We start from the raw sequence: 13591 nt of genomic DNA, 5'->3' as shown, positions 1-13591 counted from the left end.
GCTGATTCGGATGCCATGGCCACCTCCTCGGTCCGCTCAGGACCAGGTCGTGAAGGTCGTCTCAATGACAAGGGGAGCAAGATATGCCCGTAGAGTTCAGGCCAATCATCACATTGAAACTGCCACAATGTAGCGTGCTGTCATCTAACAGTTGAACCGATCTTCTCTGCATGAGTAGCCCTAGGCTGGTCATCGCTCATGATCGTGAGCGTGTGGATGCCCACACGCACGTGTGTTGTTACTGTGGGCTGGTTGGACACGAGCGTCGAGGCTCGAGGATATTATTTGTTTTTGCAAAGGCCTGAACAGCATCAGACGGCAGTGGGCCATTGGCGTTCCAATAATACCTCACGGGGCCTCCCCCCTTACCGTCGACATAGGTACACTGGACTACAAAATACTTATCCTCTTTCATGGCCTGCTTCACATCAGGAGGCAATTGGATTTGTGTATACGTGTGGTCTGGAGTGAGCTCCCTGAGAGCGAGGGAGGACACCCTAACCCACTTCAACCCCGGACGCTCACTACCCTTGTTCAGATAAACAGCAATTTCTTCACCATCCGTTGGCACTGGGAAATCAGGAGAGAATGTTGGTGGGACATTTACATAATACCGTTCAATATAGGCTGTTTGTATTTTCTCCGTATAGGGGTAGGTCCCATTAATTGGTTGAGCGTACACCTCTACCTTAGATACCTCAGATGGGTAGTCGTGCCCTATATATCGATTGTAATTATCCATGAAACGGACTATGCCTGGCTTCCCACAAGCATTGGGAGAAAGCAATACCTTAAGAGAACCCATGGCCTTCTCAAGTCTTTCTTTCTCTTTGAACGCGCCTTCCATGATGATCTTTCCCTGATCCAGGACATTGTCCCACAACCCAGCAGGAGTCGTTCTCTCGGCAAGATTCTTCCGAGAATTCTTCAGCACGGTCGCCATGTCTTTGGCGTACGTTGATCGGAACACTTGCTCGTAGCGACGTTCCATATAGCTCGTGGATACATAATCTTTATAAACGTTCGTCATAGGACCACCGAAGGGATTCCCTTCCCGGTGATGGAACACCTCGACGCTCTCAACCACTTTGATGCGATCCTTGAAAAAGGCGTGACATCCTTTGTCATAGATAGCCATGGCACTCCGGTACAGAATGATCGGAAGATCCTGAAAGTCTGTTCTCTTAGAAAGTGCCACATACTCACCGTCATAGATCATGAGAAAGAGTTTCTTGTGTTCATTGTCGATTCCCGAGACTGATAATTGGCCGTCGGCAGTCGTGCTCGCGGCGGCAAGCTTTTGCTCGGCTGCCTCCTCTGCAGCACGCTGTTGTGCTGCGAACTCTTCTACACGCTTTTTCCATCTATTCCGCTTTGCCAGCTCTTGAGGCGGTGGCTCACGCTTCGCCCTGAGCGCCGCGAGGCTTTCCTCCCTGAACATCGTGTAGGTAAGCGTCCCTTGAGAAGTGATCATAATCGTCATCATGCTTAATGGTTCTCCAGCCCAGAGAACCGATTCGCTCACTGTGTCCTCCTTCATCGACTGATCAATACGCACGCCTTTAATGTAGTGGTGAACATCAACTCTGCTGAGGGATGTACAGCGAGCCTTCAAAATCGGGAGTATTTCTCGTTCGAATCGTTCCGTATAGGTAGGGTCATTCGTAATGACAAAGTCAGCGTCAACTTTAAAAACCTGTCGTACGCTGGCCTCATAGTTTTCGAAACACCAACTCCCTCTATAGCCAGGCTTCCCGTACAGCACATACAGCTCTGTCTCGAGGAGCTTTCCGTCCCCCTGAGTCTGAGGATCAGCTGTTGGAGCCTGTTTGACCGGTTCTCGGGTCTGTCGCTGAGGCTTCGCTGCTTGGACTTGCGGCGTTGGTTCTATGTGCCGTGGAGCTGGAGAAGAAGGAGTGGCCCTATGCCACGATTGGCAACCATGCAATCCCACCGTACACCAGACTGTTATGAGTATGAGAATGAGTCCGCGCATAATGTGGTATCACCTTTCAGGTTGTGCCAAGTCGCTGCTCCCAAAGATTGCTCGTCTATCTATGGGGTGAGTTTCGAAAATTCTATGTGGGCTTCAATTAGCATAGAGCGATGCAGACATACCAGGAGAGAGTTGTGGTCGGACCTGCCCGGGCAAATGTGGTTCAGGGTGAAGGTGAGACTGGACCGGCATGGTCGGTCTGCGGAGGCCACCTACCTCATTGACGAGACGAGAGGAACGATCGCGCACCCATGCCGATCATGCGAGGGTTATCGAAGGCGCATGCATGAATCTTGTGTCAAGCATGACTATTGACTTAACCCGCATCATTCCTCACGGTTCGTGGCGAATCGGCTCATGTCGCGCAACAACCGCAAATAGCGAGGCTCATGTGACGAGCACATCGGGCGGCTGACAGGCACTGTCTCGCCCATCTCAATCGTACGAGTCGAGCTTCCGCGTCGGCGCTCATGAGCACCCCGGAGCCTATCCTCTCCGAACCGAATGTTCTCGACAGACGAAACCGCCGCTCGAACCCATCAGGAGAGCATCGCCGGAAGGCCAGGTCGCCGAAGAGAAGTGAAGACGATCGACGCGTTCTCGACCTCAGCCCACGACAGCACCACCATCTCCTGTTCGGCGTTGAAAGACTGGAGCAGCCAGAGGACACCAAGAAAAATGGCAATGATGCCGGGCCAGATCATCGAGAGCGCACCGACAACTAAGACGAACGTGATCGCCGACAGCGTCAACTGGAGGAATTGGTTCTTGACGGTTATCATAAGGTCCTCCCTGTTTGCTCCCGACCGGAGCGCGGAATTCTGTGTATGTGAATAGCTTCCACATATCCCACAAGTACGGAATTACAAACAACTAGGAATGCTACTGGAAATGTACTTAACATGCCGGATGTCTCAGCCACTCTGCCCACCCCTCGCTTACTCAGAAGAAGCCCTTTCTCATCCGTAATTGCGGCTCCGAGCGACGCAGAGCAACAGCTGGTTGGCTGTATCACCATCCCCGCTGACTGAAACGAACCCCATTCGATCGCACCATGGTCTCTATAGAAAGCGAGAGAAGCGACTTTCCCCTTGCGCATTCACAAAGCAACGACCATGCCGCTAAGGATCCGCGAGAGATGTGTAAGTTTCAAGGGTTTCGCTACTGTTTATCTACGTAGGGGCCTCAGGAGTCGTATCGCTTTCGATTCAGGGTATCCGAATGGATTCAATGAGGTGCGTGGGGCAACACTATCACGAGACCGAAAATGCAGAGGGACACTCGAGTAGGCATGTGTATAAGTCAAGACTTCATCGGACAGACAGCGAGTCCTCACCGGGTTTACGCCGCTAGGATTTTTTCCTTCGCCAAGGGCACACTGTCCAGGAACGTGTGCATCGGGGTCTTGCCATAACACCAACGGCCTTGATGTGGTCGCTGCTGGTTGTATTCGTCCATCCAGACATCGAGATCGGCCTGCAACTCCTCCAGCGTCCGATAGATCTTCTTCCGGAACGCGACGCGATAGAACTCGTTCAACATCGTCTTGTGGAAGCGCTCGCAGATCCCATTCGTTTGGGGATGCCGTGTCTTGGTCCGGGTGTGATCAATGTTCTCCACGGCCAGGTACAGTTCATACTCATGGCGCTCAGGTGCCCCACAGTACTCGGTCCCGCGGTCGGTCAGGACGCGGTTCAGCGGGATTTCGTGCGCTTCGAAGAACGGCAGCACCCGATCATTCAGGAGATCGGCAGCCGTGACCGGCATTTTCCGGTCATACAGCTTCGCGAACCCCATCTTGCTGTAGGTGTCAATGAACGTCTGCTGATAGATGCGCCCGACGCCCTTGAGCGTCCCTACGTAGAAGGTGTCTTGGGCGCCGCAGTAGCCCGGACACTCGCTCTCGAATTCGCCATGCGCTTCTTTGTCCGCCTTCGCCTTCTCCAGCGCCACGACCTGAGCCTCTGTGAGCACCAGCCCCTCTTGGGCCACCTTCGCCTCCAGCGCCTTCAACCGTTTCCGCATCGTCTCCAGGTCATGCCGGAGCCAGATACACCGGACGCCCGCAGGGGAGATCGTGAGTGCCTGTTTGCGGAGTTCATTGGCGACGCGTAGTTGCCCCCAGGCGGGTTGCTCGATCGCCCTCTGCACAACCGCCTGCTCCACCTCCGCCGACACGCGATTCTTCAGGAGGGGCTTCTGGCGGGAGATCTCCTGCAGCGCCGCCTCACCGCCGGTCTCATAGAGCTCCTTGAACCGATAGAAGCTGTCGCGGCTATACCCCATCAGTTGACAGGCCTTCGACACATTGCCCAATTGTTTCGCCAATTCCAACACGCCAACCTTCGCCCGGATAATTTTCTGTTCGGTGGTCATCGTCCGCACTCCTTTCGTGAAGGCGAGGACTCTACCGGACTGTCAGATTAAGTTCTAGCACTTACAAGGCATGCGATTATCCGCTCGCCATGGACCAAACGCCGTGGACTGTCTAATTAATCTCCTATCTTCAAGTCAGTCGATCTTTCATAGGGAGCACTCGCACGGTTCTGTCGGGTAGCCACTAGATGTGGTATGAGGACAGCCTGAAACATCTATTACTTTTTGACCCTTAATCACGTCTTCCAATGAGATACTCTGCTGGCTTCTTGGACACGCGGCACAACCAAATCCTCGGTTGCAAAGCGCAGCCAGACGGCGTATAGGGTAGATTACGCTTTGTTGATTTTACGTATCGCTCGATGCAGCACGGCTGTGTCGGTTTCGTATATGTGGGCGGGTGTCGTTCGACCGTTTCGTGACTGATTGTTTGCGGTATGAACGAGAAGAGCTGTTGCCCCAACATTCGACTTCCAAATCTTGACTCCATACGGTGGAGTCGCTGTAATTTCTCATTCGGAGTGAGGTGAGACATGATGATGAAGCTTGTCGCCTTTGCGTTTCTATTCACCTTCACGGTCAACGGCCAGGAATCGAGTCTGGCTGCCGCCACTCAGCCCACGGTCGATCAGCAGCCGACCGCGGTGCAATCGGATAGCGGGCAGCGCTCTCTTCTCGCCATGCTCGTCGGGCTCTTGACACCGGCCGATGTTCGGCACGCTCGGCAGGACAGCGAGGTGGGTTCGTATGTCCATCAAGTGAACAGCGACGAGACCTCTCCGGCTCCATCAATTACTCCCATGACGTCTATTACGATCGACACTCCCCAGGGCCAACCTTCGGAAATAGAGAAAGAAACAGTACGATTGGAACAGCTCCTCGAACAACTCACGGCCAAAGAGAAAGAGTTGTCTCTCCTGCGAGAGAAAACGGCGGCGGCGGCCAATCAAGTGAACGTCGAAAAAACGCGCGCCGAAGCCCTGGAAGCGCAGCTGACCCAAAAGGAGCAGGAACTCGCGGGGCTCTGCACTCAACGGGACACACACCAGCAAATGTCTCAGGAGCTGAACCGGACAAGAAGCAGCCTGGAGCTGGCCAGGCAACAAGTCTTCGACATCGAGCGGCAATTTGCCACCAACAATGACCAGCTTGATACAGCGATGCAACGGATCGCGGACCTTGACCTGCAATTGGTGGCGAAAGAGCAGGAGTTCCAGCTGGCCAAGGCCAACATGGATATGGAACTCGCCGCCCGCGACTCGCAGCTCGCGCAGGCGAAACGCCTGCTCACGAGTCTGGGCAAGAGCCTTCCGAAGCCGGTCAAACTGCCTTCCTACGCTAAGAATGGGCTGCCTCAGCCGACCATCACAACGGCGCGCGCCACCGCCGACCTCACTCGGGTCAGCGAGAAGCTGGCGAGCGCCCTCCAGGACGAACTCAAACGAGGCACCGTGGTGTTGGAGCAACGGGGCGACAAACTCACGCTCGCATTGTCGTCGGGTGAGCTGTTCGCCAAGGGGCGAGTCACCATGACACCGGCAGGGACCACCTTGGTCAAGCGCATCGGCGTCGCCTTGCGTAAATTCCGTCCCCAGAGCGTTGAAGTCGCTGGACATACCGACAGCACGCCGGTCAAGTACGATAGTCGGCGCCCCTTTAAGGACAACGGTGAGCTTTCTCAGGCGCGCGCCGAAAATGCCGGCAAGGCCCTGATCAAGGGTGGATTAGGCGCCGACCGCGTCAGGGCCGTCGGATATGCGGACGCACGCCCCATCGCGACCAACGATACGGAAGAAGGTCGGAGCAAGAACCGGCGGGTCGAGATTGTCGTGATCCAATCGGCTGAGCCGATCGCCTCCACAAACGAAACGGACGAACAGATTGCGCGTAATGCCCGAGGCACGTCCCAATACGGCGGGATCGTCAAAAAAGTTTCGAATCGCTGATGCTCAATCGATGACCCTGTCGGCCTCTCATGGGCCGACGGGGTCAGTCGGTTTTTGAGAAACCTGCCCCTTCCTGTTTGGAATGCCGCCTTCTCTTCTGTGCTGAAGGACATGCGAATCACCACAATGTTTCCAATTCAAGCCACCACGTGATGGCATGACGAACCCTGCCGTATCCTGTTTGTCGATAGGGAAACCTTTATGACGCCTACCGAAGCCGCAGCTGCCTTGTTCAACGCCATGCCGCCACCTCTCACGGTGTCCCAGCTCGAGGAATACGGGGTCGAGGCGTCGGAATCGACCTCCGCCCAGATCGCTCGTGAAATCTTGTCGTTGAATCTGTATTGGATCCTGGCCGCGGTGGATGCGCATATCCCCACCAAGTACCGAGCCGCCATTACAGAGGACCTGTATGAGTCTGTTCGGAAAGCGTGGTGGGAATCCGGGCGGTGTGGAGTCGGCACCTGGGACGAATATCAATCGGAACTGCGTGAACGACACGCTCACTATGCGCGCCTGGTCGATCAGGAAGGGATCAGTCCCCTGGGTATTTGCGCGGAGACGGCGTCACTGATCGAAGAGCAAGGCATCATTTCGCCGGAGGACCGAGCAAAGCTGCTCGTATTGTTGATCGACTATGCGCCGGCTTCGGAATACGGGAGGTTGCTTGAAGAGGCGGGATAAGTCCCGCGCTCACAGATAGCGGTGTGACAACACCTTGCCGTTGTCGTCCAATTCGTAGAGGAGCGGCACACCGGTTGGAATGTTGAGCTCCAATACCTCCTCCTTCGACAATCGGTCCAACTCCATCACCAGCGCGCGAAGGCTGTTGCCATGCGCCGCAATGATGATGGTTTCCCCCTTCATCAGATGCGGCTTGACCATCTTCTCATAATAGGGCAAGGCTCGCTCGGCCGTATCCTTGAGGCTTTCTCCGCCGGGCGGTTTCACATCATAGCTGCGCCGCCAGATTTTCACTTGCGCGTCACCGTACTTCTTGGCGGTTTCCGCCTTATTCAGCCCTTGAAGGTCTCCGTACATCCGCTCGTTCAATGCTTTATCCTTCTCGATGGGGATGGTCGTTTGGCCGATGGTCTCCAAGACAAGTCTCAAGGTCTCATTCGCGCGAGTGAGCACCGATGTGAACGCCCGATCAAAGGTCAACCCACGGAGCTTTTCACCGGCTTGTTTCGCCTCCTCAATCCCTTTGGGGGAAAGTGGGACATCCACCCACCCCGTGAAGCGGTTTTCCAAGTTCCATTGGGATTCCCCATGCCGGAGCAAGACTAATCGAGCCATCACAGATCCTTTGCCGTCAGCCTGAACATCTCATCAGGGGCCAAAGCATACTGAATTGTCGCGCCAAGTCAAGCCTGTGACAGCAAGACCGCTTGCTTGGCCGGTCGACCGGGTGATTGTTCCACATCGGGCGGGCCTTCTTGCACCATTTTTGTCAACGTCGCCAGGAAGATGATGTAGAAAAATACGCCGACCCAGATGACATAGGGTTGCACACCGCCTGATTCCTTCAAGGCGGTTTCTTGCGCGGCAACATCCATTCGTCCGGCTTTTTTGATTTCACCGATGTGCTCCCGGCAATGCCAAAAGTACAGATAGTTCGCGGTCGCTCCCGCCATGACGCTCCACACGATGCCGGCGGAAAAATCTCCCGTGAGATAGGTCGAGACCATCGGGCCGACCGCATAGACGAAGGCGTGCAGATACATCTTCCGGTACAAAAACCACAGGAAAGAGATATAGAGAAAGGCCGGCCAGTTCCAGGACAGCGCGAACTTCGGCTGGCCGTTCGACGAAAATTTCTTGAACACGGTCAGGTAGTGGTCGGCGTTAGGGCCGATGAATTGTCGCCACAGCGTCTCCTCGCCCACAACCGGCCGAGCAGTGGACACCTCAGAGGCGGTCTCGGCGGCAGTCATCGCTTCAGCTAGTTTGGCTCCACACTGATGGCAGAAACGGGCCTCGTCGGAGTTCTGTTGACTGCATTGACCGCACATCATCATGGCGACGCAGCTTACCACACTCGGAAGACGAGGATACTACCTATCGTTTGTAGCTGATCGTGGAGTGTGGAGCAAGCGACTCTTGACGGCAATCCCCCGCTGCTCCGCTTATTGCTCTTCCCACGGCCCCTGTGCTAGCTTTCCTTTCTTTCTGAAGGGGATACGTCGTCATGCCGACCGAAGAGCTGAAAGATGATGCCGCCAAATACCTGATGCAGACCTACACGCGCCAACCGGTTTCGATTGTGCGGGGAAGAGGCGCGAAGGTCTACGATCTGGAGGGGCGAGAGTACCTCGATTTTGTCGGTGGGATCGCCGTCAATGTGTTGGGGCATGGTCATCCCGACCTGGTTCAAGCCATCCAACGCCAGGCCGCCCAACTGATCCATACGTCCAACCTGTATTACACCGAACCGCAAGTGAAACTGGCGCGCCTGCTGGTGGACCATTCGTTCGCCGACCGCGTGTTTTTCTGCAACAGCGGGGCCGAGGCCAATGAAGCGGCGATGAAGCTGGCGCGGCGCTACGGGCATGAGCGGCATGGGCCCGATCGCTATGAAGTCATCACGATGAAGAATTCGTTCCATGGCCGCACGCTGGCCACGCTCACGGCCACGGGACAGGAGAAGGTTCAGAAGGGTTTCGAGCCGCTGATGCCGGGTTTTGCCTACGCGCCGTTCAATGATTTCGCGACGATCGAATCCATGGTCAATGAAAAGACCGCGGCGATCATGCTGGAACCGATTCAAGCGGAAGGCGGCGTGCACGTGGCCGACCGGGATTATCTGAGAAGCCTCCGTGAACTCTGCACACAACAAGACATCTTGCTCATTTTCGATGAAATTCAAACGGGCATGGGTCGAACCGGCACCTTCTTCGCCCATGAGCAACTAGGCGTGAAACCCGATATCATGACCCTTGCCAAAGGTCTTGCCGGAGGAGTGCCGATCGGCGCCTGTCTGGCGAAAGAGTCGGTGGCCGCGGCGTTCACGCCCGGCTCTCATGCCTCGACGTTCGGGGGGAACCCCTTGGCCTGTGCCGCGGCGCTGGCCGTCTGCCGGGTGCTGCTCGAAGGAAAGGTGCTGGATCAAGCCAAGCGCATGGGCGAGTACTTGGCAAAGGGACTGGCCGACTGCAAAGGCCGCCATCGAATCGTGAACGACGTGCGAGGGCTTGGTCTCTTGCAAGGCATGGAATTAGAGGTCGATGCCCGAACGGTGGTGGCCGATGCACTGGCCCGCGGCGTACTGATCAATGCCGCAACCGAGCGGGTGCTACGTTTTGTGCCGCCCTTGGTGATCACACAGCTCGAGGTGGACAAGCTCATCGACCTCCTCGACATCCTGTTCACCCAACGCCAGACGGCGGGAAAAGATTCACGCCACTGATGGCCCTATCAACCCGACAGAGAATCGGCGGCAATCGCTACGCCAAGGACTTGCTCGACGTCGCGACGATGCCACGGCAACAGATCGTCGACTTGTTGCATTTGGCGACGGCCCTCAAGAAGAAACAACGTCAGGGCGCTTCGCATCGGCTGCTGCCCGGGAAAACATTGGGATTGCTGTTTCAAAAGCCGTCGACAAGGACCCGCGTGTCGTTCGAGGCAGGGATGAATCAACTCGGCGGCCATACGCTGGTCCTTCCCATGAGCGACATTCAACTTTCGCGCGGGGAGACGGTCTCGGATACGGCACGCGTCTTGTCTCGTTACCTGGACGGAATCGTGATCCGAACCTATGACCATGCGATCGTCGAAGAATGGGCGGCGGAGGCCACGATGCCGGTGATTAATGGGCTGACCGACCATAGCCATCCTTGCCAGGCGTTGTCCGACTTGATGACGATTCAGGAGATCAAGGGCCGGCTCAAGGGACTCAGCTTGGCCTACATCGGCGATGGAAACAACGTGGCCAATTCCCTCATCGAAGCGGGAACGAAGATGGGCCTGCGCGTCGCGATCGGGTGCCCGTCCGGCTATCAGCCGGATCAGCGGGTGATCGACCGCGCGAGAATGGACGGACACACCACCGGCGCGTCCATCGAGGTGCTGGAGAATCCCCTCGTCGCCGTGAAAGAGGCGGACGTGGTGTACACCGACGTGTGGATCAGCATGGGCCGCGAGCGGGAGCAGGCCCGCCGATTACGGACGCTCGCCCCCTACCAGCTGAACAAGCGGTTGCTGCAACGGGCGAAACCCGATGCCATCGTCATGCATTGTTTGCCGGCCCATCGCGGAGAAGAGATTACGGCGGAGGTGCTGGACGGCCCACAGTCCGTCGTCATCGATCAAGCGGAAAATCGCCTGCACATGCAGAAGGCAATCTTGACCCAACTACTCAACCAGAAGAAACGTACTGGGTAGGATCCACCATGAAACCAACATCGATCAAGAAAATCGTCCTGGCCTATTCCGGAGGATTGGATACATCCGTCATCCTCAAGTGGTTGCAAGAAACCTATCAGGCCGAGATCATCGCGTTTTGCGCAGACCTTGGCCAGGGCGAAGATCTCAAGGCCGTCAAGGTCAAGGCTCAGGCGCTCGGCGTCAAGAAGGTCTATGTCGAGGATCTCCGTGAGATCTTCGTCAAGGACTATGTGTTCCCGATGTTGCGCGGAAATGCGATGTACGAAGGCTGTTACCTCTTGGGGACGTCGATCGCTCGTCCGCTGATCGCTCGTCGTCAAGCTGAAATCGCGCTCAAAGAGGGCGCCGAAGCGGTGTCGCACGGCGCCACGGGGAAGGGCAACGACCAGGTGCGCTTCGAGTTGACCTACATGGCCCTCGCGCCGAATCTCAAGATTATTGCGCCGTGGCGAGAATGGACCATGCGATCCCGGCGTGAATTGATCGAGTATGCCGATCGCCACGGCATTCCGGTGACCGCGACCAAAGCCAAACCGTACAGCACGGACCCGAACCTGTTTCATATCAGTTATGAAGGCGGCATTCTTGAGGACCCGTGGGAATCGCCGCCGGATGAAATATTCCAGATGACCGTCTCTCCGGAAAAGGCCCCCGACAAGCCGCGGGAAGTGGAGGTCGAATATCAAGCCGGCAATCCCGTTGCGGTCGACGGCAAGAAAATGAGTCCTGCGACCTTACTTGCCCATCTCAATAAACTAGGCGGCGCACACGGGATCGGCCGGGTCGATTTGGTGGAAAACCGTTACGTCGGGATGAAGTCTCGCGGCGTGTATGAAACGCCGGGAGGCACGATTCTGCACGTGGCGCATCGCGGACTCGAATCCCTGACGATGGACCGCGAAGTCCTTCACTTCCGCGACAGTTTGATCCCGCGATTTGCGGATCTGATCTACAACGGATATTGGTTCAGCCCTGAGCGCGAAATGATACAGACCGCTATCGATGAGGCACAGAAGGACGTCAGCGGCATCGCGCGGGTCAAGCTCTACAAGGGCGGTTGCACCCTGGCGGGACGCAAGTCGAAACAGTCGCTCTATCGCCTCGACATCGCCACCTTCGAGGAAGATGAGGTGTATGACCAGAAGGACGCGGAAGGCTTCATACGGCTGAATGCCTTGCGGCTGAAGATTCGCGCGCAGAGAAAGAAGGCCTCGTCCTGATGGCCAAGCGCAGGAACGATCCGAAGTCAGCCGGCGGCGGTGGAAAGGCCTGGGCCGGCCGGTTTCGGGAGAAGACCGATCGATTGGTCGAAGCGTTTACCAGGTCGGTGACGGTCGATAGCCGGCTCTATGGCGAAGACATCGCCGGGAGCATCGCCCATTGCAAGACACTCGAGAAGGCCCGTGTCCTCACGCGGGCGGAAACGCGCGTCATCGTGCGAGGGCTGGAATCAGTGAAGCGGGAGCTGGACCGCGGCCAATTCGCCTTCTCCCCTCACGACGAAGATATTCACATGGCGATCGAGCGACGGTTGACCGAAGTGATCGGCCCATTGGGAGGCAAGCTTCACACTGGGCGCAGCCGGAATGACCAAGTGACGTTGGATGTTCGACTGTACCTGCGCGCTCAGCTTGATCAGCTCCATGAGCGCTTAACCGGATTTCAACGCGTGCTGGTCGCACAAGCCGGCGCGAATCGCGCCGTCATGATGCCCGGATATACCCACTTGCAACGTGCCCAGCCGGTTCTCTTCGCGCATCACCTGTTGGCCTACGTGGAAATGCTCGAGCGAGACAAGGGCCGAATCCGTGATGCGAGAGGCCGGCTCAACGTCATGCCGCTGGGATCCGGCGCCTTGGCGGGCACGAACTATCCGGTAAACCGGCGATACACGGCTGAGCTGCTGGACTTCCCCGCCGTCACCCAGAACAGCATGGACGCGGTTTCTGACCGCGATTTCATGATCGAAGTGGCCTCAGCCCTCTCGATTGTGATGATGCATTTGTCTCGGCTGAGCGAGGAGTTGATTGTGTGGGCCTCGCAGGAGTTTCAGTTCGTCGATCTGCCGGACGCCTTCTGCACAGGAAGCAGCATGATGCCGCAGAAGAAAAACCCCGACGTCCCTGAGTTGGTTCGAGGAAAAACCGGGCGTGTCTACGGCCACCTCGTCAATCTACTGACCCTGCTCAAGGCTCTGCCGTTAAGCTATAATCGGGACTTGCAGGAAGACAAACCGGCGCTCTTTGACGCGCTTGATACCACGGCGGCTTCGCTCCAAGTGATGACGGAATTGATGCACCGACTGAAGGTCAACGGGGAGGCCTTGACGCGAGCGTTGCAAGGAGGCGGACTGCTCGCTACGGAACTGGCCGACTACTTGGTCATGAGGGGCGTGCCTTTTCGCGAAGCCCACGGGATCACCGGACGAATCGTGCGAGCTGCGCTTGACGGCGGACGTGACGTCACGGATTTTTCGCTGAAGGAGTTACAGGCATTTTGTGAACGGATCGACAAGACGGTATTTTCTCGGCTGACGATCGTCGCGGCAATCGATCATAAGGGACAAATCGGCGGGACCGCCCGAGGGCGAGTTGAGCAGCGGATCAAAGAACTTGAACGGTTGCTGTCGTGAGAGCGTTGGTCGTGATCGCTTCGGCAGGGCTCCTGATTTCTTGCGGAGTGGTAGGGACACCCGTCGCCCCGGAATTCGTCGGGGTGGCGCCCACGATCGACAAACAGAAACGACAACATGCCCTTGAGGCAGAGCGGCAGGCAACGGAGTCGGTTGAACCGGACCCCACCCTGGGAGGCCATGAGATGGACCTGCCTCCATCGCAGCCGGTCGGAATACGGTAAGCGGTCTTGGGCCTGAGACGATTGGATT

At 56.6% G+C, this 13591-nt stretch carries 12 protein-coding genes; 7 read left to right on the top strand and 5 right to left on the bottom strand.

Annotation, left to right across the window (positions count from 1 at the left end; translation table 11 throughout):
- Positions 1 to 238: 238 nt before the first annotated feature.
- From COMA2_RS09445 to COMA2_RS09435, 3 genes are all read right to left on the bottom strand, one after another.
- Complete coding sequence (locus COMA2_RS09445) at positions 239 to 1525, bottom strand: hypothetical protein (protein WP_139077230.1); 1287 nt, start codon at positions 1523 to 1525, stop codon at positions 239 to 241.
- Between the two features lie 1010 nt (positions 1526 to 2535).
- Positions 2536 to 2778 (bottom strand): hypothetical protein, encoded by a 243-nt coding sequence (locus tag COMA2_RS09440; RefSeq protein WP_090896973.1) that lies wholly within the window; start codon positions 2776 to 2778, stop codon positions 2536 to 2538.
- 559 nt (positions 2779 to 3337) lie between these two features.
- Positions 3338 to 4372, bottom strand: a complete 1035-nt coding sequence (locus COMA2_RS09435) for an IS481 family transposase (protein ID WP_090896972.1) — start codon at positions 4370 to 4372, stop codon at positions 3338 to 3340.
- A 533-nt stretch (positions 4373 to 4905) separates the two neighbouring features.
- On the opposite strand from COMA2_RS09435, the gene COMA2_RS09430 reads away from it, so the two are divergent.
- Both COMA2_RS09430 and COMA2_RS09425 read left to right on the top strand, forming a co-directional pair.
- A complete protein-coding gene (locus COMA2_RS09430) occupies positions 4906 to 6318 on the top strand; it encodes an OmpA family protein (RefSeq protein WP_090896969.1) in 1413 nt (470 codons plus the stop codon).
- Between the two features lie 201 nt (positions 6319 to 6519).
- Positions 6520 to 7002, top strand: coding sequence for a hypothetical protein (locus tag COMA2_RS09425; RefSeq protein WP_090896966.1), 483 nt, complete (start codon positions 6520 to 6522; stop codon positions 7000 to 7002).
- Positions 7003 to 7011: 9 nt separating this feature from the next.
- Here the strand turns inward: COMA2_RS09425 and COMA2_RS09420 are convergent, their stop codons facing one another.
- Together COMA2_RS09420 and COMA2_RS09415 are read right to left on the bottom strand one after the other, a co-directional pair.
- Positions 7012 to 7617: a 2,3-bisphosphoglycerate-dependent phosphoglycerate mutase gene (locus COMA2_RS09420; RefSeq protein WP_090896963.1), complete on the bottom strand. Its 606-nt coding sequence runs from the start codon at positions 7615 to 7617 to the stop codon at positions 7012 to 7014.
- A 68-nt stretch (positions 7618 to 7685) separates the two neighbouring features.
- The gene (locus tag COMA2_RS09415) at positions 7686 to 8339 is read right to left on the bottom strand and encodes a zinc-ribbon domain-containing protein (RefSeq protein WP_090896961.1); all 654 of its coding nucleotides are present in this window, start codon (positions 8337 to 8339) and stop codon (positions 7686 to 7688) included.
- A 170-nt stretch (positions 8340 to 8509) separates the two neighbouring features.
- On the opposite strand from COMA2_RS09415, the gene COMA2_RS09410 reads away from it, so the two are divergent.
- From COMA2_RS09410 to COMA2_RS09390, 5 genes are read left to right on the top strand one after another with little or no spacing between them, the layout of a single operon-like run.
- The gene (locus tag COMA2_RS09410) at positions 8510 to 9727 is read left to right on the top strand and encodes an acetylornithine transaminase (RefSeq protein WP_090896959.1); all 1218 of its coding nucleotides are present in this window, start codon (positions 8510 to 8512) and stop codon (positions 9725 to 9727) included.
- Positions 9727 to 10704: an ornithine carbamoyltransferase gene (gene argF, locus COMA2_RS09405; protein ID WP_090896958.1), complete on the top strand. Its 978-nt coding sequence runs from the start codon at positions 9727 to 9729 to the stop codon at positions 10702 to 10704. The genes COMA2_RS09410 and argF overlap by 1 nt, the downstream gene beginning before the upstream one ends.
- Before the next feature lie 8 nt (positions 10705 to 10712).
- Positions 10713 to 11927: an argininosuccinate synthase gene (locus COMA2_RS09400; RefSeq protein ID WP_090896956.1), complete on the top strand. Its 1215-nt coding sequence runs from the start codon at positions 10713 to 10715 to the stop codon at positions 11925 to 11927.
- Positions 11927 to 13339: an argininosuccinate lyase gene (argH, locus tag COMA2_RS09395; RefSeq protein ID WP_090896954.1), complete on the top strand. Its 1413-nt coding sequence runs from the start codon at positions 11927 to 11929 to the stop codon at positions 13337 to 13339. The genes COMA2_RS09400 and argH overlap by 1 nt, the downstream gene beginning before the upstream one ends.
- Positions 13336 to 13563 (top strand): hypothetical protein, encoded by a 228-nt coding sequence (locus tag COMA2_RS09390; RefSeq protein WP_090896953.1) that lies wholly within the window; start codon positions 13336 to 13338, stop codon positions 13561 to 13563. Before argH ends, COMA2_RS09390 begins: the two co-directional genes overlap by 4 nt.
- The last annotated feature ends 28 nt before the right edge of the window (positions 13564 to 13591 follow it).

It is taken from the genome of Candidatus Nitrospira nitrificans, assembly GCF_001458775.1.
Lineage (GTDB): Bacteria > Nitrospirota > Nitrospiria > Nitrospirales > Nitrospiraceae > Nitrospira_D > Nitrospira_D nitrificans.
Note: the sequence above shows the minus strand (reverse complement) of the source record. Positions and strands in the feature narration are given on the sequence as shown.

Excerpts from the sequence above, each read along its gene's own strand:
- COMA2_RS09440 (WP_090896973.1), bottom strand. The coding sequence starts at position 2,778 with ATGATAACCGTCAAGAACCAATTCCTCCAGTTGACGCTGTCGGCGATC.
- COMA2_RS09435 (WP_090896972.1), bottom strand. The coding sequence starts at position 4,372 with ATGACCACCGAACAGAAAATTATCCGGGCGAAGGTTGGCGTGTTGGAA.
- COMA2_RS09430 (WP_090896969.1), top strand. The coding sequence starts at position 4,906 with ATGATGATGAAGCTTGTCGCCTTTGCGTTTCTATTCACCTTCACGGTC.
- COMA2_RS09425 (WP_090896966.1), top strand. The coding sequence starts at position 6,520 with ATGACGCCTACCGAAGCCGCAGCTGCCTTGTTCAACGCCATGCCGCCA.
- COMA2_RS09420 (WP_090896963.1), bottom strand. The coding sequence starts at position 7,617 with ATGGCTCGATTAGTCTTGCTCCGGCATGGGGAATCCCAATGGAACTTG.
- COMA2_RS09415 (WP_090896961.1), bottom strand. The coding sequence starts at position 8,339 with ATGATGATGTGCGGTCAATGCAGTCAACAGAACTCCGACGAGGCCCGT.
- COMA2_RS09410 (WP_090896959.1), top strand. The coding sequence starts at position 8,510 with ATGCCGACCGAAGAGCTGAAAGATGATGCCGCCAAATACCTGATGCAG.
- argF (WP_090896958.1), top strand. The coding sequence starts at position 9,727 with ATGGCCCTATCAACCCGACAGAGAATCGGCGGCAATCGCTACGCCAAG.
- COMA2_RS09400 (WP_090896956.1), top strand. The coding sequence starts at position 10,713 with ATGAAACCAACATCGATCAAGAAAATCGTCCTGGCCTATTCCGGAGGA.
- argH (WP_090896954.1), top strand. The coding sequence starts at position 11,927 with ATGGCCAAGCGCAGGAACGATCCGAAGTCAGCCGGCGGCGGTGGAAAG.